The 17496-nt window shown below is 33.8% G+C and carries 22 protein-coding genes; 8 read left to right on the top strand and 14 right to left on the bottom strand.

Going from position 1 to position 17496, the window contains the following annotated elements; genetic code table 11:
* Positions 1-117: 117 nt before the first annotated feature.
* The 11 genes from BUE95_RS12185 to BUE95_RS12135 all read right to left on the bottom strand — a co-directional run bounded on the left by BUE95_RS12185 (position 118) and on the right by BUE95_RS12135 (position 7856).
* Complete coding sequence (locus BUE95_RS12185) at positions 118-909, bottom strand: peptidase MA family metallohydrolase (RefSeq protein ID WP_073584900.1); 792 nt, start codon at positions 907-909, stop codon at positions 118-120.
* A gap of 233 nt (positions 910-1142) precedes the next feature.
* Positions 1143-1457, bottom strand: coding sequence for an HPF/RaiA family ribosome-associated protein (locus BUE95_RS12180; RefSeq protein ID WP_073584898.1), 315 nt, complete (start codon positions 1455-1457; stop codon positions 1143-1145).
* 164 nt (positions 1458-1621) lie between these two features.
* Positions 1622-2113, bottom strand: coding sequence for a hypothetical protein (locus BUE95_RS12175; protein WP_073584896.1), 492 nt, complete (start codon positions 2111-2113; stop codon positions 1622-1624).
* Between the two features lie 130 nt (positions 2114-2243).
* Positions 2244-2450 carry a helix-turn-helix domain-containing protein gene (locus BUE95_RS12170; RefSeq protein WP_073584894.1) on the bottom strand — a complete coding sequence of 69 codons (207 nt, stop codon included), beginning with the start codon at positions 2448-2450 and terminating at the stop codon, positions 2244-2246.
* A gap of 3 nt (positions 2451-2453) precedes the next feature.
* The gene (locus BUE95_RS12165) at positions 2454-2990 is read right to left on the bottom strand and encodes a DUF2975 domain-containing protein (protein WP_073584892.1); all 537 of its coding nucleotides are present in this window, start codon (positions 2988-2990) and stop codon (positions 2454-2456) included.
* A gap of 265 nt (positions 2991-3255) precedes the next feature.
* The gene (locus BUE95_RS12160) at positions 3256-3834 is read right to left on the bottom strand and encodes a cytochrome b/b6 domain-containing protein (RefSeq protein WP_073584890.1); all 579 of its coding nucleotides are present in this window, start codon (positions 3832-3834) and stop codon (positions 3256-3258) included.
* Positions 3835-4045: 211 nt separating this feature from the next.
* Positions 4046-4618 (bottom strand): pentapeptide repeat-containing protein, encoded by a 573-nt coding sequence (locus tag BUE95_RS12155; protein WP_073584888.1) that lies wholly within the window; start codon positions 4616-4618, stop codon positions 4046-4048.
* Between the two features lie 120 nt (positions 4619-4738).
* A complete protein-coding gene (tpiA, locus tag BUE95_RS12150; protein WP_073584886.1) occupies positions 4739-5488 on the bottom strand; it encodes a triose-phosphate isomerase in 750 nt (249 codons plus the stop codon).
* Positions 5488-5985 (bottom strand): TlpA family protein disulfide reductase, encoded by a 498-nt coding sequence (locus BUE95_RS12145; RefSeq protein ID WP_073584884.1) that lies wholly within the window; start codon positions 5983-5985, stop codon positions 5488-5490. The genes tpiA and BUE95_RS12145 overlap by 1 nt, the downstream gene beginning before the upstream one ends.
* Before the next feature lie 3 nt (positions 5986-5988).
* Positions 5989-7074 (bottom strand): TlpA family protein disulfide reductase, encoded by a 1086-nt coding sequence (locus BUE95_RS12140; protein ID WP_073584882.1) that lies wholly within the window; start codon positions 7072-7074, stop codon positions 5989-5991.
* 242 nt (positions 7075-7316) lie between these two features.
* On the bottom strand, positions 7317-7856 hold the full coding sequence (locus BUE95_RS12135; protein ID WP_073584880.1) for a DUF1599 domain-containing protein: 540 nt from the start codon (positions 7854-7856) through the stop codon (positions 7317-7319).
* Between the two features lie 125 nt (positions 7857-7981).
* Between BUE95_RS12135 and folP the strand changes: the two genes are divergently transcribed.
* From folP to BUE95_RS12120, 3 genes are all read left to right on the top strand, one after another.
* Entirely contained in the window at positions 7982-8800 is an 819-nt protein-coding gene (gene folP, locus BUE95_RS12130; protein ID WP_073584878.1) for a dihydropteroate synthase, read from the top strand.
* Positions 8801-8803: 3 nt separating this feature from the next.
* Complete coding sequence (locus BUE95_RS12125; RefSeq protein WP_073584876.1) at positions 8804-9529, top strand: hypothetical protein; 726 nt, start codon at positions 8804-8806, stop codon at positions 9527-9529.
* A 159-nt stretch (positions 9530-9688) separates the two neighbouring features.
* Positions 9689-9979: a hypothetical protein gene (locus tag BUE95_RS12120; protein WP_073584874.1), complete on the top strand. Its 291-nt coding sequence runs from the start codon at positions 9689-9691 to the stop codon at positions 9977-9979.
* 154 nt (positions 9980-10133) lie between these two features.
* Here BUE95_RS12120 and rlmH read toward each other — a convergent pair whose 3' ends face one another.
* Together rlmH and BUE95_RS12110 are read right to left on the bottom strand one after the other, a co-directional pair.
* Positions 10134-10607: a 23S rRNA (pseudouridine(1915)-N(3))-methyltransferase RlmH gene (gene rlmH / locus BUE95_RS12115; RefSeq protein ID WP_073584872.1), complete on the bottom strand. Its 474-nt coding sequence runs from the start codon at positions 10605-10607 to the stop codon at positions 10134-10136.
* Positions 10608-10662: 55 nt separating this feature from the next.
* Positions 10663-12117 carry a nicotinate-nucleotide adenylyltransferase gene (locus BUE95_RS12110; RefSeq protein WP_073584920.1) on the bottom strand — a complete coding sequence of 485 codons (1455 nt, stop codon included), beginning with the start codon at positions 12115-12117 and terminating at the stop codon, positions 10663-10665.
* A 122-nt stretch (positions 12118-12239) separates the two neighbouring features.
* Here BUE95_RS12110 and BUE95_RS12105 point away from each other — a divergent pair, with 122 nt between their 5' ends.
* The 3 genes from BUE95_RS12105 to BUE95_RS12095 all read left to right on the top strand — a co-directional run bounded on the left by BUE95_RS12105 (position 12240) and on the right by BUE95_RS12095 (position 15086).
* Positions 12240-13004 carry an MBL fold metallo-hydrolase gene (locus BUE95_RS12105; RefSeq protein WP_073584870.1) on the top strand — a complete coding sequence of 255 codons (765 nt, stop codon included), beginning with the start codon at positions 12240-12242 and terminating at the stop codon, positions 13002-13004.
* Between the two features lie 85 nt (positions 13005-13089).
* Complete coding sequence (locus BUE95_RS12100; RefSeq protein ID WP_073584868.1) at positions 13090-13584, top strand: hypothetical protein; 495 nt, start codon at positions 13090-13092, stop codon at positions 13582-13584.
* A 17-nt stretch (positions 13585-13601) separates the two neighbouring features.
* A complete protein-coding gene (locus BUE95_RS12095; protein WP_073584866.1) occupies positions 13602-15086 on the top strand; it encodes an aminotransferase class V-fold PLP-dependent enzyme in 1485 nt (494 codons plus the stop codon).
* An 81-nt stretch (positions 15087-15167) separates the two neighbouring features.
* On the opposite strand, the gene BUE95_RS12090 is transcribed toward BUE95_RS12095, so the two are convergent.
* Entirely contained in the window at positions 15168-16046 is an 879-nt protein-coding gene (locus tag BUE95_RS12090; RefSeq protein WP_073584864.1) for a lysophospholipid acyltransferase family protein, read from the bottom strand.
* Positions 16047-16127: 81 nt separating this feature from the next.
* Between BUE95_RS12090 and BUE95_RS12085 the strand changes: the two genes are divergently transcribed.
* A complete protein-coding gene (locus BUE95_RS12085; protein WP_073584862.1) occupies positions 16128-16754 on the top strand; it encodes a rhomboid family intramembrane serine protease in 627 nt (208 codons plus the stop codon).
* 49 nt (positions 16755-16803) lie between these two features.
* On the top strand, positions 16804-17496 hold the full coding sequence (locus BUE95_RS12080) for an SIMPL domain-containing protein (protein ID WP_073584918.1): 693 nt from the start codon (positions 16804-16806) through the stop codon (positions 17494-17496).

Genomic DNA, 17496 nt, shown 5'->3' with positions numbered 1-17496 from the left:
CCTCGCTTAAAAGTACTTAAACGAGGTCGGAATTTTATATTTTTTGTCCCGATCCTTCGGGATATTTTAAAAAATGGTAGTTGTGCAACAGTTACCGTTGTTAGCGGTTCGTTGTTTTTAACACCCTTTATTAAATTCCTCCCAATCAAATTTTATGTCTTTTGGATATTTTTTAATTATATAATCCCTTAAAGTATTTTCTAAAGTTTTTGAGTCAAAACCATAGATTTCGTTTAGTTTTTCATATCCACTTTTCCAAAGTTCTTTAAATTTAGACATTCCATAGTTATCAATTAGAAATTTACAAATGAAGGCACTTTGAGTATAAGCTATCATGTCAGGATTAGCATAAAAATCTTCGGATAGTTTATCGATAGAAATCAATTTATTGCTTTGAATAAAATATTTATAGATTTCTTCTAAAGAATATTCAAAGCAAATTCCGCCAGAATAAGTTGCTAAACCTTCATTCATCCAAGTTAATGAACTATCTGGTGTTCCCCATTTATACATTGTTATCATATGCATCATCTCGTGTTTTATTGGAGAACCTTTATCTTTAAGTAGAGTGAAGAATACATTTCTGTCTGGATAAGCTAAACCTTGAGCGGCCATTCCTCCATATTTTAACATTTCTTTTCTTGATTTTAAAAAATCAATATCCATTATATTATTGAATTCTTTTTCCTCAATTAGTTTTAAATTTTCTTCAATTGCTTTTTGACATTCTTCAATTGCTAGATTTCTTCGTTGAATTTCAACTTCAGATGGGAATATGTAAGTTATATTGTTTATAGTTTTTGTTTCTGTTACAATTTTTTTCCAAGTTTCATCATTTGCATTTTTTTGTGCATTACAACTGTAGAATGATAAAATCAGAAGAAAATAAAGAAGTTTTTTAATATTCATTTTTTAATTGATTTGTGTTTATGCAGTTTTGTGTTACAATGACCGCTAACTTGTTTATATGTATGACTGCGTCATACATATCTCTCTATTTATAGGTAGCTATGTATGATAAACATCATACATTATTTCAATTGTAAATATATAAAAATTATTACAAATTAACTAACTCTATATTAGTCTGCAATAACTTATAAACAAAAAAATCCCGAGCCTAAACTCGGGATGCCTCATTTTTAATGTTCTTTGATCTTATCTAAAGTACTGTCTAAAACACGTTGGATTTTTTCTAACGCTTCATAAAAAGCTTTCTCTGGACTATCAGATGTTGCGGTAACGGCTATGGGCTGTTTTTTTTCTACACGGGCTTCAATGACACATTTTTTATCGTTTGGAGTAGTCTTGTTTCCATTTTCATCAGAAACATGCACTTCTATTCGGGTTACGATTTCATCAAATCGTGCTAATTCATTTTTAATTTCGTTGCTAAAAAATTCTGAAAAACGGCTTCCGCCTTCGATGTTTTTGTCGGTGTGAATTTGAACTAACATAGTTTCTAAGTTTAGTAATTAATAATACTTAAAGTTACGAATATTCTTTCGATTTTCAAAATTTAATGACAAATCTTTAGTCGTAAAAAACGACTGGTATGAGCATCAAATCGTTACTTGCTGCCTATCAGTCTTTTCCACTTTATCGTATGTAACGATAAGATTTATTTTAACTTTTTATAGGCTCTAAGTAATGTTTTTAATTCCCTATTAGAGGTTGCATCCAGCACTTTGTCAGACAAAAAGTGACCATATTGGAATGTTATAGCATATTTTGATGTAGTCAATGCAGCAGCAATGGCATCCAGATCATTTCGTAACACTTGTTTTTCATTTTCAATTTTTCCTAACAGCTCAAATTTATCTTGATGATCTCTCCTAAAAGTGGTGGTGTTAAATGGAATAGCATGTAGTAGCTGCATTTGCTTTTTCGATTTTAAATCTAACGTATCGATAATTTTCGGAACGATATTTTCAATTTCTTTTCGGGATAACGAACTAAAAGTATCAGGTAGAAAGGATTTTTGCTTTATGGGTTCTTTTTTAGGAGCTGCTTTTACAATCTTTTCAGGAAATTGGGTATTGGTATAGCCGCTGCCAAAACATTTTTTACACTTGGGATCCAAGCCTTCACACGAGCAAATTTGTACTGTCATAAATGGTTGTTTTTAGTATTCTGAATCGGTATCAATGGGTTTACAACAACCTTTTAAACACAGTTTCAAATGAAGGGGCAAAGATAGGTAAAAGCAATTGAAATGGTATACGAATAAAAAAATCCAAACGTTAGTCAGCTACATATTCTAAAATATCACCAGGTTGGCATTCCAATACTTTGCAAATGGCTTCCAGTGTACTAAAACGTACAGCTCTTGCTTTTCCGGTTTTTAAAATAGACAAATTGGCCAACGTAATATCCACCTTTTCTGAAAGTTCGTTGAGCGACATTTTGCGCTTCGCCATCATCACATCTAAGTTTACTACTATTGCCATGTGTTATACGGTTAAGTCGTTTTCAGTTTGTAGCGCTATTCCTTTTTTAAAGATAATGGCAATAATATAGACAACACCTCCCATTAAAATAAACGCTTGACTGTCTGCCCAAAATTGGTTCAAGTTGTTAGGGACAAAACCATGATGATGTAAACTTTTAACGATTTGTCGGGCTATGTAACTTAAAAAACCTATCGAAAGTGTATAATAACTTATCTGTAAAATTTGTTTGGCAACAAAAGTGTTGAAGGGTTTTGATAAATCCATTTTGTGCATTAGTTTAATGACTGCGTAAAAGAGACCTGCTTTTAAAACAGCAATAATTAAAATGAAACTATAAATTCCAAAAAATGCTAATTTACTATTTTGATACATGTCAATTAAATCTAACTTTTGATACAGATTCTGAATAAATTCAGGATTATAGAGACTAAAAAAGAAATTAACTAGTAGGCCTCCAGCTTCAATAGACAAGCCAACAAAAATAAGCCAAGCTACACTATATAAGCCCCAAAATACGAAGTTGTCTGTTTTTGACATAAGTATGAATTTTAAAATTACATTACAAATGTCAATAAAAATTTATTGAAAAACAATAAAAATTTAATATTTTTTGATAAATACTTGAAAAGTGTTATTGTGGTTGAGATTAGAGCATAAAAAAAGAATCCTAAAAGTCTTGGTCTTGTCAAGCTGAATTTATTTCGGCTTCTCTGTAGCTTATTATTATTGCTTTTTAGATTCTGAAACGAGTTCAGAATGACAAGAAGTTTACTTTTAGGATTAAAATTAGATCAATGTCTTGTTATTCTTTCCTACTACCGCTAATTATTCTAGAAACCAATCCTTTGTTGGAAGTTAATTCGGCAATTAAAACACCGCCAAAGTGTAAAATCATGAATCCTAATAAATAATACAACGAAAGCTCGTGAATTTCTTCCATAGGTTTTTTGTAGTCTTTCGGACCAAATTCAATAATCAACCCTGTGATTAAAGAAACCGCGGTACAAGCATAAAACACCAAATACACCCAGTATTGAAATTTAGTTTTTGTATCCAATCCCGCTTTGAAAGGGGAGGAGAACTTCATTTCGCCAAAAAACGGAACGGCCAAACGAATACAATACAAACCAGTCAAAACATAGCCCAAATAAATATGCCAATCCCACATTGGTTTTCTGATTTTTTTAGCTAACAAAATGGCGTCAACTTCTGGTAAAGCCGGATAACCTTTATCTGCTAAAAACGCTTGGATAATTGCAGCTACATGATTTTTCTCCATCCAAGTTTTGCGAAGAAAAATGGTGACGAATAATAAGATAAAGGAGATCGCTATTAGCCAATGCAATATTCTATATACTTTTGAATAGTTTCGAGTTTCCATAATGTTTGATTTTATGTTACTCAAATGTAAGAATAAGTTTTCAGACTTTTTATTTAAAAAACACATAGTCACATAGTTTTTTTAATTGCTCTGTGAACTATGGATAGTGCAAGGCCTAAAGTTTAGACAAAGTAAATTTTATGTGTTTAAAAAATCCGTAAAATCTGCACTTGAAGATCCGTTTCATCCGCGTGCTAATTAAGTGCAACGCTTATTTAATCACCAAATCATATTTCTTCAACAATCCCGAAAGATTTTCAGTAGAAAAAACAGCACGCTTCAATTTATTCTTCTCTGGGTCGATGATAAAATCATAACTGGTAGAAAAATCGGTTTTATTAGCGGTGGTTCCCATGAAAACAGCGTGACGTAAATTACAGTTGTCGAATAGCGCTTCCGTTAAATCGCTTTCCATAAAATCAACCGCAATCATACTACAATTGATAAACTGCATTTTCTTCAGTTTTAGACTGTAAAATTGGGCGTAATCCAACAAACTATCTTTGAAGTGAAATTCATATAAAATTTGATCTGTCATCGCAAAATTTACCGAAGTAAAATCGCATTTCGTAAACCAAACATCACGTAGCGACACATGATTGATTTTCGATCCTTTAAAATTACAATCCAAGAAATTGCAATCGATAAAAGTAACGGCTACAAACGAACATGCTCTAAAATCACAATTTGTAAAGGTGCAATTTTCGTATTCTTTGTATTTGATATCGTGCTCTAAAAAAGTGATATCAGTAAAATTTTGGTCAACAAGATAATCAGAATGCATAAGCTATGATAAAAAAAAGAACTTCTTTAAGAGCTTAATCCTTGATTTTCGATTAAACTCCTAAAGAAGTTTTATATTAATGGAATAGTAAGAGGTTTACAATAAGAGTTCGGCTGAACATTAAAAACCATTTACGATTGCTAAAAAATCATCCGCTTTTAAGGCAGCGCCACCTATTAAACCACCATCTACATCTGGTTTCGAGAAGATTTCTTTAGCATTGTCTGGTTTAACACTTCCCCCATATAAAATGGTTAGGTTATCAGCAATTTCAAATCCGTATACTTTTTCAACCAAGCTTCGGATAAACTGGTGCATCTCTTGTGCTTGTTCTGGCGAGGCTGTTTCACCGGTTCCAATGGCCCAAACTGGTTCGTATGCCAATACAATATGGGCCCAATCTTTTTTCTCTAAATGAAACAATCCATCGCGCAATTGGTATTCTACGATATTAAAATGATTGTTTTGTTGACGGTCTTTTAACTCTTCCCCAAAGCAGAAAATCACGCGCATTTCGTGTTTTAAGGCCGTATTCACTTTATTGGCTAACAAAGCATCGGTTTCGTGAAAATAAGCACGTCTTTCGCTGTGACCTAAGATTACGGTGTTTACGCCGATATCCGTCAACATAGAAGCCGCAATTTCCCCTGTAAAAGCGCCACCTTCAGCTTGATGCATGTTTTGTGCGGCTACAGTAATGCCTTTTCCTTTTGTGACTTCTACCGCTTTAGATAGGTTTACAAAAGTGGGTGCTACAATAATTTCGGTAGCGGTATTGGGTTTTTTACTACTAATTTCTTCTAATAATGCAACCGTTTCTTTTTGAGTTTTGTGCATTTTCCAGTTTCCGGCAACAATAGTTTTTCTCATTATTTCAATTTATCTAGGGTGTTGAATAATTTTTGATCATCCGCTTCAATCACTTTGTAAAGGGCAATTTTACCGGTTTTGTCAACGACCATATATCTAGGAATCCAATCCAAATTTATTGATTTTCCAAAGACACCTTTCATGCCGTCCGATGTTAAATAATGTTCGCCTTTAACGTCATATTTTTCAATTCCTTTTAACCAAGCGTCATAGGTTTTGTCCATTGATATGAATAGGTAAGTAGCATCAGGGTATTTCTCTTGTAAGGATTTCACTTTTGGCATTCCTTTAATACAATCCGAACACCAGGAAGCCCATACATCAATAACAATTGTTTTTCCTTCGTATTTTTTTAGAATTTCAGCAAAAGTAATGGGCGTATTTTCAGTAGTAACCATTACGTTGTCTAAACCTTCTTTTTTGAAGGCGGTTTCTTCTTTTTGAGCACATCCTAAAGTGCTTATTAATAAAGTGGTAAAAATGATTAGTTTTTTCATAGCTTATTTATTTAATTCGGAATACTTCTTTTTTATAATCGATTGCAATTCGGTTGCGTTAAACTCATTTTCATTGATGCCGTCATAGAACTTGATTTCATTTCCATTCCATAAATATTTTACACCAGGCGTATCTCGGGTAGTGCCAATTAAATTCCAAAAACCAATGACATCCACAATTTGGTAAGGGTATTTTTTACCGGCTAGGGTAAAGAAGTTGGGAATTTTATCCACCTCTTCATCCATAAAAATAATAGAAACATCAGGAAATAATTTGTCTTTTTGTTTCATTTCGGTCAGTTTTTTTGCTGTTTCTTGGCAGTGTTCACATCCCGCTGCAAAAAAGCACAGTATCTTTTTACCTTGATCTATGTTAGGAAAAAAGTTAGCAAAGCCTGATTTTTTTGGATTGGGTTCATCTGCTTTTACGGCTACTTTTTCTTTTATTTCCTCTTTCTCTTTATTCACAGAATCAATTGCTTTTTCAATTGTTGGTAGCACCGTAGAAAGGGTAGTATCGATTACAGTGCCAATATTTTGCTCATCAACAAAAGAGGAGTTATCAATCGTTGTGGTAGAAGCTTTCATAGGCGCTAGCATAAAAAGGGCTAAAACGCAGCCTAAAGCAACCGATAGCAACAACCAAAAGTTGGATTTACCATCAGCAGGAAGTAATCGGAACAACCAAATTAATAATCCTATCGCAATGATGTTTTTGATAATGGCTTCCACAGGTGTCATTGGGATTAATTCGCCAAAACAACCGCAATTTCCGGCATTCCCACTCATAAAAGTAGTATAGGTCAAATGAATGGTAAACACAGCCAATAATAAAATTGTAGCTGGAATCGTGATTCTTTTTAGGTAGTCTTTTAATAAAATAGCAAGGCCTAAGGCAAATTCAATTCCGATTAAAATTCTAGAAAAATAAGGAGCAATACTTTCAGAAAATCCTAATGGATACAATTGTTTTACTTCAAAAGTAGAAATGGCAAAATAAGGCGATGGATACAATTTGGCCACAGCCGAAAGGATAAATAGGGCGGAAATGATTAGGCGTAAAATCCAACTTAAGTTTTCTTTTTTCATAGTTTTTAAATTACTCGAAACAAATTACAAATTATAAAGTTTTTCGGAACACAGATCGGAGAAATTGAAATAATTTTTAAAATCTTTTTATGGAGATTTTGATCATGAGAAGTTAAATTTAAACTTCTTGGTGTATCTCAAAAAAACAAACTAATTCAAAAAATCGCTGTGCCATTCTGTGTCAGAACAATACAGAAATGCTAAAATACAATTTCCAAAAAAGGTAATGTGTTAACGACTTGTTATTTATTTTCCATTAAAATCAAGGCGAAAACGGAATAATTAATCATGTCTTGATAATTGGCATCTATCCCCTCTGAAACCAATGTTTTACCCTTGTTGTCTTCAATTTGTTTCACACGCAATAATTTTTGAATGATCAAGTCGGTTAACGAACTGATGCGCATATCGCGCCAAGCCTCGCCATAATCATGGTTTTTGTTCTCCATTAAGGTTTTCGTTTCCGCGATTTTTTCATCGTATAATTGTACCGCTTCATCAGCCGACATATCAGGTTGATTGGCAACTCCTTTTTCCATTTGAATCAAAGCCATAGCGCAGTAATTGATAATTCCGATGAATTCTGATGCTTCACCTTCGTCTACCTTACGTACTTCGTTTTCTTGTAAACTGCGAATTCGTTGCGCTTTAATAAAAATTTGATCGGTTAAAGAAGGCAAACGCAAAACCCGCCATGCGGTACCATAATCGTGCGCTTTTTTAGAAAACAAATCGCGACAAACCGCTATAACTTTATCATATTCTTGAGAAGTATTCGACATTATTTGGTGTATATTTGTGTGAAATTTTTCAAAAGTAAAAAAATAAGAACAAAGAATACAGTTTCTGAACAAAGATTTTGATGTTTTTTATTCTCTGAACACTTAAAACTGAACACGGAACACTTATGATTAATTGCAACGGAAATGTAATCGATTTGTCTACTCCAAAAGTTATGGGGATTTTGAATGTGACGCCCAATTCCTTTTACGATGGAGGTAAACACAAAGAAATCAATTCGATTATTCATCAAGTAGATAAAATGCTTTCACAAGGTGCCAGTTTTATTGATATTGGAGCCTATTCAAGTAAACCCAGTGCCGAATTTGTCTCAGAGGAAGAAGAAATCAAACGATTGGTTCCGATAATCAAATCTTTGGTAGCAACATTTCCCAATTGTATGCTATCGGTGGACACCTTTCGAGCTAACGTTGCGAAAGCAGCTGTTGAAAATGGGGTAGCGATAGTAAATGATATTGCGGCTGGTTTGCTAGACGAAAAGATGTTGGAAACGGTAGCCGAATTGAAAGTGCCCTACATCATGATGCACATGCGAGGGACCCCCCAAACAATGCAAAGTTTGACGGACTATGAAGATGTTGTGAAAGAAATGATTTTTTATTTTTCAGAGCGCATTCAAAAGGCAAGAAGCTTTGGCATTTCTGATATTATTATCGATCCCGGATTTGGTTTTGCTAAGACGTTGGAACAGAATTACGAAGTATTGCATAAAATGGAGTTGTTTTCGATGCTAGAATTGCCAATATTAGCTGGAATTTCTAGAAAATCAATGATTTATAAAGTCTTGGAAAGTTCGCCTCAAGAAGCGTTGAACGGAACTTCGGTGTTAAATACGATTGCGTTACAAAAAGGGGCTAAAATTCTCCGAGTGCATGATGTAAAAGAAGCCGTGGAATGTATTAAATTAGTAAGTAAATTGAAATAAAGAATGAAAAAAATAGTTGCTTTAGTGGCCTTGATAGGTTTGTTTTCATGTAATAAAGAAGAAGTATTGTTACCCCAGGAAACTATTTCGGTAATGAAAGAAATAACCGATCATTCTCCGATCTACATGTTTTTCAGAACGGAAGAAAACTCAGCGAACAAAGAACAATTGGACACTATTGTTGAAGTAAACCGCAAGAATTCCATCGCTTCTACCAATTGGGTTTTCAATATAGATAAGCGTTTGCCATTAAAATTAGTGATTCCCGAAGTTATGATGCTGCAAGAAAAAAAGAAAGGCAGTTCCCATGCCAAAGCGGGAATGATGAATGTTTTTACCTATTCGGATAGCATTGCTAAAAATCTAGCTTTTTTCCCATTTACTGATGTCCAATTCAAATATGGGAAGCACTTTTCCAAATCTTTTATCAAGAAAAATGCCCAACATTTTGCGAACAATCACAATTTTACCGTGAATTTCAAAAAAGACAATACAATAACCATTGATGAAATTGAAGTTCCGCGTGAAAAATTCATCGCTTTTGTAAAACAGTTCGCTGATTTTACAGCTGATGGAAAAATGATCACCTTACACCTGAATTTTGATAACCGCCTCACGTATAACCAATACATTCAAAATAAAATATTGGCGTGGAGAGCAACGCGTTCCGATATCCAATTGTCTTCTATTGAGTTTGTGTACGATGAGAAGGAATTGGCTGGGATGTAGTTGGGAGTAGGAAGTTGGGAGTAGGAAGTTGGGAGTAGGAAGTTGGGAGTAGGAAGTTGGGAGTAGGAAGTTGGGAGTTTGGAGTTTTTTAAATGAAAAAAAATAATTATGAATATTAAGAAACTCTTTTCGTTTTCTAAAAAATAAAAATTTTTTAATTTGTTTGATAAGGCAATTGAAGCAAAAAATAATGAAATGCTTTTAAGAGCTTTAAATTCAACATTTAAAGAAAAAATTGATAATGATTATGTTAATTTTTTTATGAGATTATTGCCTGAAACATGGCATGAAGAACATGAAGAAATAATCAATTTAATTTGGTTACATAATCTTAATGATGATGTTTTTTCAGATGTTTTATATTTAATAGCTACTAATTCTGAAACTTACAGAAAATATGACGATGAAAATGAATCTACACTTAGAAAATGCATACACGTACTAAAGTAAATAAATTCTGATAAATCTAATCAATACATTGAAAAATTAAAAAGCCTAAATAATCCTAATGTATATTTTGCATTAGAGAATTATAATTAATTATTTGCACGGAACTCATTATCATAGGCTGTTAAAAAAAACTTCCAACTTCCAACTCCCCAGCTTACTGATGATGATACGGTTCGTTTCTTAAAATCGTAAAGCCTCTGTAAAGCTGTTCAATAACAAACAAACGCACCATTTGATGTGAAAACGTCATTTCGGATAACGAAACTTTGCCTTGTGCTTTTTGGTAAACGGTTTCACTAAAGCCGTAGGGGCCGCCGATAACGAACACTAGGGTTTTAATCCCAGCATTCATCTTTTTTTGTAGAAAGTCTGAGAAACCAACACTACTGAAGGTTTTACCGTTTTCGTCTAATAATAGCAATTGGTCGGTCGCCGTAATTTTAGATAAAATCAATTCGCCTTCTTTCTCTTTTTGTTGGGCTTCTGATAAATTCTTTACGTTTTTGATATCGGGAATAATTTCCAAATCAAATTTCACGTAAAACGACAAACGCTTGGTATAATCATCAATTAAGGTTTGCAGTGCTTTATTGTCTGTTTTTCCAATAGCTAAGAGACGAATGTTCATGTAGTCTAATGTGTTTTAAAAGAAGAATCACTCTTTTGGGGAGTGATTGTCTTTTTTATTTTTTGAAATCTACTTCACAAGCAAATGAGAAGAGCTTTTCATTTTTAATGATTTCAGCAGTTCCTTCTGGTAACATGGTTTCCCATCCCGTATCACCTTTACAAATCATTTTGAGTACCTTTCTTGAGAAGATGTCCAAATGATTTTCATCAACATCTTTAATATCAACTACCTTACCATTGAATTTAAAGAATTTATAAAGTTCTTTCATTCTTGGGTGTACTTTTAGATTTTCTGAAGTAATAATTGTTCCATTCTCATCTTTCATAGGATACAAGTAGACTTTTAAATCGCGATAGAACAATTTACCAAAGGCTTCTAAAATTCCTCCAGACAAATGGCGGTAATACTTTTCGTCAAAAATCTCTACTAAATTACTCACGCCCATAGCCAATCCCATTCTAGCTTTAGAATAATTGGAGAAGTATTCCACAACTTTAAAATATTCTTGGAAATTAGAAATCATAACGGTTTGTCCCAGTTTACAAAGCAACTCTGCACGATCTAGAAAATCGCGTTCGTCAATTTCACCTTCCGCTTTTAAATTGGAAAGTGTAATTTCAAATACAACAAATGTATTTTCTTTATCAACTTTATTCTCTTGGATGAACATGTTGTATGAAGCTTCATACATATCCATATTCACTTTGGTTACAGGTCTGAAACTTCCTCGTAATGCAAGGATATTTTTTTTGTACAAAACAGCAGCTGGAAGGATGTTTTTTCCATCTGGACCAAACATTACGGCATCCGTCATGCCATTTTTGACCAATTGCAAACTCATTAATCGGTTGTCTACATTAGCAAAACGAGGTCCTGAAAAATTAATCGTATCGATTTCCAATTGGTCTTTGTCTAAATGATCATACAAATAGCGCAATAATTTCTTGGGATCGTTGTATTTGTAAAAGGCACCATAAATCAAGTTAACCCCTAAGATTCCAAGGGTTTCTTGTTGCAATTTAGCATCATTTTCTTTGAATCGAATATGAAGGGTAATTTCATTATAATCTTCGTCAGGCTCCACTTGGTATACGATTCCTACCCATCCATGTCCTTTATACTGTTTCGCAAAGTCAATCGTGGCAACCGTATTGGCATAACTAAAAAAGAGTTTATTGGGATGTTTTTCTCTATTTAACCGTTGTTCCACCAAGTTAATCTCATGTGAAAGCATTTTTTTTAATCGACTTTCCGTTACATAACGGCCATCTTCTTCGTCACCATAGATCGCATCACTAAAATCTTTATCGTAAGCAGACATCGCCTTTGCAATGGTTCCAGAAGAAGCACCAGCTCTAAAAAAATGACGAACCGTCTCTTGCCCCGCACCAATCTCAGCAAACGTTCCATAGATGTTTTCGTTAAGATTTATTCGTAAGGCTTTGTCTTTTATTGACGGAATTTGCTCAATTTGTTTATCTCCTCGTACTTTGATGTCAGTTATTATACTCTTCATTAATGATGGGATGTTTTTAGAACTAATTTTTCTATTTTCAGTATGCTTTGCAAAGTTAAGCATTTTGAAAGAAAATATCTTAATTATTGTTATTTTTGTAAAAAAGTAAGGCTTTGAAAATTTATTTTTTAGGAACAGGAACGTCACAAGGAATACCCGTAATTGGGAGCAAACATTCTGTTTGTAGCAGTACAGACAGCAGAGATAAAAGACTACGGGTGTCTGTTTGGGTAACGACTGAGGATGCTTCTATTGTTATTGATTGTGGTCCTGATTTCAGACAACAAATGCTCACTTCAAAGTGCGAGCGTATTGATGCTTTGTTGTTTACACACGAACATGCCGATCATACCGCTGGTTTAGATGATATCCGCCCTTTTTATTTCCAACAAGGAGCCATTCCTGTTTATGCTCACCAACGCGTTTTAACGAATTTAGCCAAACGATTTGACTATATTTTCGAAAATGAAAACAAATATCCAGGAGCGCCTAGTGTTCATACCCACGAAGTGGTAAACCAGCACGCTTTTTTGGTAAAAAATACAACGGTAGTACCGATCAATGCCCTTCACGGCAACCTACAAGTTTTCGGATACAGAATTCAAGATTTTGTTTATTTGACCGATGTGAAAACAATTGAAGATGCGGAAATAGCTAAAATAAAAAACTGTAAAGTATTGGTTATTAATTGTTTAAGAGAAGAACCTCATGCTACACATTTTAATTTAGAAGAAGCATTACATTTTATATCTTTGGTGCAACCAAAAGAAGCCTACCTCACACATATCAGTCACGTTTTTGGCTTTCACGAAGAAATTCAACAAAAATTACCAAAAAATGTGTTTGTAGCGCACGATAATTTAGTGATTACAATGTAATTCATTGGCACTAAGAAAGGTGAAGTTGACTTAGAATCACAAACGAAAATAATAGTTTAATTATAACAATCAATAAATCAAAAAAATGAAAAATCTAATTTTATATGGATTAATCTTTTCAGTATTGTTCAATATTTTTCAATACGTAAATTCAACAAAGATTTTAGATGCAAAAGATAAGGAAGTAACTAAAATTAAAGATCGTCTTAAAATCGCAAGAGATTCTGTTGCCACTTTAACTACTGCCAACTATTTTTCATTAGAAAATGATCAAGATGCACAAGAATATTTTTACAAAGACAATTTAGATTATTTGAAAGTTGCTGAGAAAGTGAAAGAGGATTTGTTAGTGTTAAATGAAAACAAACAGGGCAATAAATTGGTTCCTTATGAGCCTATTGATGGAAAAGTGTTTTTGGTTAATACCTCTAAAATTTTAAACCACCGTTGGTTGGTTGCTGAATTTTCCAATGGCGATTTATGGGGGCAAATATTAGTGAAATATTTTGTTACTGAAGGAAAACCAACTGATTTTGAAACCGTTGAAACGGTATTGTATGAAAGACCAATAACAGAATAAATAAACTAGGCCTAAACATGTCAACAACAACTATGAAAACAGAATTGGAGTGTTATTTTGACCAATTCAGAAAAGACATCATCGGAGTACAACAAAGTTTTGTTTCGCCTTTTGGAGAACAAAAAATTATTTATACCGACTGGACAGCTAGTGGAAGATTGTACCGTCCTATTGAAGAAAAATTAATGAATCAATTTGGCCCTTTTGTAGCCAATACGCATACAGAAACTACTGTTTCGGGTACTGCAATGACGATGGCATATCATGAGGCGAGACATATAATTAAACATCATGTCAACGCCAACGATGACGATATTTTAATAACAGACGGAACGGGTATGACTGGTGTTGTGAATAAATTCCAACGAATTTTAGGTCTTCGTATTCCTGAAAATTTGAAGGCATTTACGGCTATTCCAGATGCCATAAAACCGATAGTGTTTATTTCTCACATGGAGCATCATTCCAATCAAACTTCATGGTTGGAAACAATTGCAGATGTAGTGGTTATTCCTGCAAATGAAGAAGGGTTGTTTTGTACAAAAGAACTAGAAAAACTTGTAGCACAATACCATGACAGAAGTTTTAAAATCGCTTCTATCACTTCATGCTCTAATGTAACGGGAATTAGAACGCCTTATCATGAAGTGGCTAAAATTATGCACCAAAACAATGGGGTTTGTTTTGTTGATTTTGCCTGCTCAGGTCCGTATGTAGCAATTGATATGCATCCTGATGAGGAAGGGTATTTGGATGCCATTTTCTTCTCTCCGCATAAGTTCTTGGGAGGACCAGGTACTTCAGGGGTATTGATTTTCAATAAAAATTTATACAAAAACAATGTTCCAGATTGTCCGGGTGGAGGAACGGTAAGTTGGACAAATCCATGGGGCGAACACAAATACATTGATAATATTGAAGATAGGGAAGATGGAGGAACGCCAGGTTTTCTTCAAGTTATCAAAACAGCACTAGCGATTCAGTTAAAAGAAAAAATGGGTGTCAAAAACATTTTGGACAGAGAACACGAATTGGTGGAGTATATTTTTTCGGAATTAAATGCTATTGATAACTTGCATATTCTTGCCAATCAACACCAAGACCGACTAGGAGTTATTTCTTTTTATATAGACGATTTGCACTACAACTTAGGGGTGAAATTGTTAAACGATAAATTTGGTATTCAAACGCGTGGCGGATGCAGTTGTGCGGGTACTTACGGACATTATTTATTGCACGTAGATCAAGAAACGTCTCATAATTTGGTTTGCCAAATAACTTCTGGAGATCTTATTCAAAAGCCAGGTTGGATTCGAATGTCAATTCACCCAACAACCACTTCAGCCGAAATTCAGTTTGTTTGTGAAAGTATTAAAACATTAGCTGCAAACCATGAAGCGTGGGGGATGGATTACGAATACAATTCAAAAACCAACGAATTTATTCATAAAAAGGACAAAAGTGATATCAAAGAAATGGTTCACAATTGGTTCCATTTATAATTTAAGAAACTGTTTAAGAGCATCTGTGTCAAGCTGTAATCGTTTAACTACGATAAAGCAGCTTAATAAAATCAGCTGTTTTTAAACAGTTTCTTTTTTATGTTTCCATCGTTTGTGTGTCCATAAATAATATTCAGGTGCTTCTAAAATTTGTTCTTCCACTAATTTTAAAAATTGATCTGTAATTTCATAATTGGGAACCGATTTAACATCTTCCGATAACACTTCAAAACTAGCTTCATAGTAACCGCGTTTAATCTTTTTGGTTTTCAAAAAAATTACGTTCATGTCAAAGCGTTTGGCTAACATTTCGGCACCTGTGTGGACAGGAACATAGTGGCCCATGAAATTAGCCCAGTGATAAGCAGCATTAGGCTTAGGTGATTGATCGCTTGCAAATCCATATACCCCCAAAATCCCTTTTCGCTCATTATCGGCTAAAGTAGTAATGGTTTCTTTTGTTGTAATGAGTTCGGCTTTAAATTTTGAACGAATGTGCTTTACCAATTTGTCAAAGTATGGATTGGCCAACTTTTTATAAATTCCAAAACCTTTGAAACCAATGTAATAATTCATAGAAACAACCCATTCATAACTCGCATAGTGGGCACACAATAAGGCAATGCTTTTGTTTTTTGTTTCTAAGTTTTTATACACTTCAAGGTTCTTAAACGTAAAGCGCTTTTCAATTTCTTCTTGTGTTATGGAGATGGTTTTGATCATTTCAAGAAACATATCACACATGTGTTTGTAGAATTTTTTCTCCACTGCAAGACGTTCTTTTTCAGATAAATGAGGAAGTGCTAAAGCAATATTTTGACGCACTACTTTTTTTCTATAACCAATAATTGTATACGTTAAGAAACAAACAAAATCAGAAAAGAGATAAAACAATCGGAAAGGTAAAATAGAAATCAACCATAAAATAGGGTAGAGGACTACATATACGAGTAACTGCATGAAACTTTTTTTTACAAATATACTTCTTTAATTCATATAAAAAATAGCCAAACTATCCCTAAATTTACCAAAAAAAGTCCAATGAGTTTTATAGTTATTGCCATTATTGTTGCGAATGTTTTAGTAAGTTACAAAGCGTTTCATGATGTATTCTTTTTTAGAAAATACGAGTTTCATATAGGAAGTATTCGTTCTGGTGAACAAATACGGATGCTTACTTCGGCATTTTTACATGTCGACATGCAACATTTGTTTTTTAATATGTTTACGCTCTTTCTTTTTGCCCCATATGTTGCCAGTTATGGGAACGATCTTTTTTTCCTGTATATTTACTTTGGAAGTTTGGTAACGGGTAATCTCCTTACCTTGTATTTTCATAAAAACGATTATTCGTATCGAGCAGTGGGAGCTTCGGGAGCAGTTACAGGAATTATTTATTGCGCCATTTTGTTAGAGCCCAATTTGTACATGTATGGATTTATTCCCGGATACGTTTTTGGTTTTGCTTATTTGCTGTTCTCCATTTATGGAATGAAGGCAAATAACGACAATATAGGCCACGTTGCTCATTTTGGTGGCGCAATCGGAGGGTATTTGATTACATTGTTTAAGTTTCCTGAACTCATTCAAAATGAAACACTTACTGTTGTGGCTTTGTTGATACCCATCCTAATCTTATTTGTCTTACAAAAAACAAATAAATTATAAAGTAGCTTTTGGCACAATAGTTGAAATCTCACATTTAAAATCTATTATTATGAAAAAATTATTTTTAGCACTAACGTTAGTTACTGCCATGGTACAAGCACAAGAGTTGAAACAAGTTCCTCAAATTAGTGTTTCGGGTGAAGGGAAAATAAAAGTAATTCCCGATGAAGCTATTATTACCGTTGCCATTGAAAATTCTGGGAAAGAAGCCGCTGAAGTGAAAAAAACCAATGATGTCACCATTGATAAAGTCTTGAAGTTGATTAAACAAAAAGGAATTCCTTCTAGCGATTATCAAACGCAACGCGTGAATCTATACAAGAATTACGATTACAACACCAAAAAATATACTTATGTGGCCAATCAGACGCTTTCGATTCATTTGAAAGACTTGTCAAAATATGAGAGTTTGATGATGGATTTGGTGAATTCGGGTATCAATACGATACAAGGAGTTGACTTTAAATCTTCCAAAATTAAAGAGCTTGAGCGTCAAGCACGTAAAAATGCCATTTTAGACGCCAAACAAAAAGCAGAAGATTATGTTTCGGTTTTAGCGGGACAAAAAGTAGGGAAGGCCTTAGTAATTTCAGACAATTCCTATACCAATTATCCTAGACCTGTTTATGCTGAGATGAAAACAATGGCTGTTGCAAGTGATGGTGGTATGCCAAGAGAAACATTGGCAATAGGTGAAATCGAAGTTATTTCTAACGTAACGGTTTCCTTCGTATTAGAATAG

The organism is Flavobacterium cucumis (assembly GCF_900148835.1).
In the GTDB taxonomy this organism is placed as follows: Bacteria; Bacteroidota; Bacteroidia; order Flavobacteriales; family Flavobacteriaceae; genus Flavobacterium; species Flavobacterium cucumis.
Note: the sequence above shows the minus strand (reverse complement) of the source record. Positions and strands in the feature narration are given on the sequence as shown.

What these genes read in the sequence shown, in the direction of transcription:
- BUE95_RS12185 (WP_073584900.1), bottom strand. Translation starts at nt 909, where the DNA reads ATGAATATTAAAAAACTTCTTTATTTTCTTCTGATTTTATCATTCTAC.
- BUE95_RS12180 (WP_073584898.1), bottom strand. Translation starts at nt 1,457, where the DNA reads ATGTTAGTTCAAATTCACACCGACAAAAACATCGAAGGCGGAAGCCGT.
- BUE95_RS12175 (WP_073584896.1), bottom strand. Translation starts at nt 2,113, where the DNA reads ATGACAGTACAAATTTGCTCGTGTGAAGGCTTGGATCCCAAGTGTAAA.
- BUE95_RS12170 (WP_073584894.1), bottom strand. Translation starts at nt 2,450, where the DNA reads ATGGCAATAGTAGTAAACTTAGATGTGATGATGGCGAAGCGCAAAATG.
- BUE95_RS12165 (WP_073584892.1), bottom strand. Translation starts at nt 2,990, where the DNA reads ATGTCAAAAACAGACAACTTCGTATTTTGGGGCTTATATAGTGTAGCT.
- BUE95_RS12160 (WP_073584890.1), bottom strand. Translation starts at nt 3,834, where the DNA reads ATGGAAACTCGAAACTATTCAAAAGTATATAGAATATTGCATTGGCTA.
- BUE95_RS12155 (WP_073584888.1), bottom strand. Translation starts at nt 4,618, where the DNA reads ATGCATTCTGATTATCTTGTTGACCAAAATTTTACTGATATCACTTTT.
- tpiA (WP_073584886.1), bottom strand. Translation starts at nt 5,488, where the DNA reads ATGAGAAAAACTATTGTTGCCGGAAACTGGAAAATGCACAAAACTCAA.
- BUE95_RS12145 (WP_073584884.1), bottom strand. Translation starts at nt 5,985, where the DNA reads ATGAAAAAACTAATCATTTTTACCACTTTATTAATAAGCACTTTAGGA.
- BUE95_RS12140 (WP_073584882.1), bottom strand. Translation starts at nt 7,074, where the DNA reads ATGAAAAAAGAAAACTTAAGTTGGATTTTACGCCTAATCATTTCCGCC.
- BUE95_RS12135 (WP_073584880.1), bottom strand. Translation starts at nt 7,856, where the DNA reads ATGTCGAATACTTCTCAAGAATATGATAAAGTTATAGCGGTTTGTCGC.
- folP (WP_073584878.1), top strand. Translation starts at nt 7,982, where the DNA reads ATGATTAATTGCAACGGAAATGTAATCGATTTGTCTACTCCAAAAGTT.
- BUE95_RS12125 (WP_073584876.1), top strand. Translation starts at nt 8,804, where the DNA reads ATGAAAAAAATAGTTGCTTTAGTGGCCTTGATAGGTTTGTTTTCATGT.
- rlmH (WP_073584872.1), bottom strand. Translation starts at nt 10,607, where the DNA reads ATGAACATTCGTCTCTTAGCTATTGGAAAAACAGACAATAAAGCACTG.
- BUE95_RS12100 (WP_073584868.1), top strand. Translation starts at nt 13,090, where the DNA reads ATGAAAAATCTAATTTTATATGGATTAATCTTTTCAGTATTGTTCAAT.
- BUE95_RS12095 (WP_073584866.1), top strand. Translation starts at nt 13,602, where the DNA reads ATGTCAACAACAACTATGAAAACAGAATTGGAGTGTTATTTTGACCAA.
- BUE95_RS12090 (WP_073584864.1), bottom strand. Translation starts at nt 16,046, where the DNA reads ATGCAGTTACTCGTATATGTAGTCCTCTACCCTATTTTATGGTTGATT.
- BUE95_RS12085 (WP_073584862.1), top strand. Translation starts at nt 16,128, where the DNA reads ATGAGTTTTATAGTTATTGCCATTATTGTTGCGAATGTTTTAGTAAGT.
- BUE95_RS12080 (WP_073584918.1), top strand. Translation starts at nt 16,804, where the DNA reads ATGAAAAAATTATTTTTAGCACTAACGTTAGTTACTGCCATGGTACAA.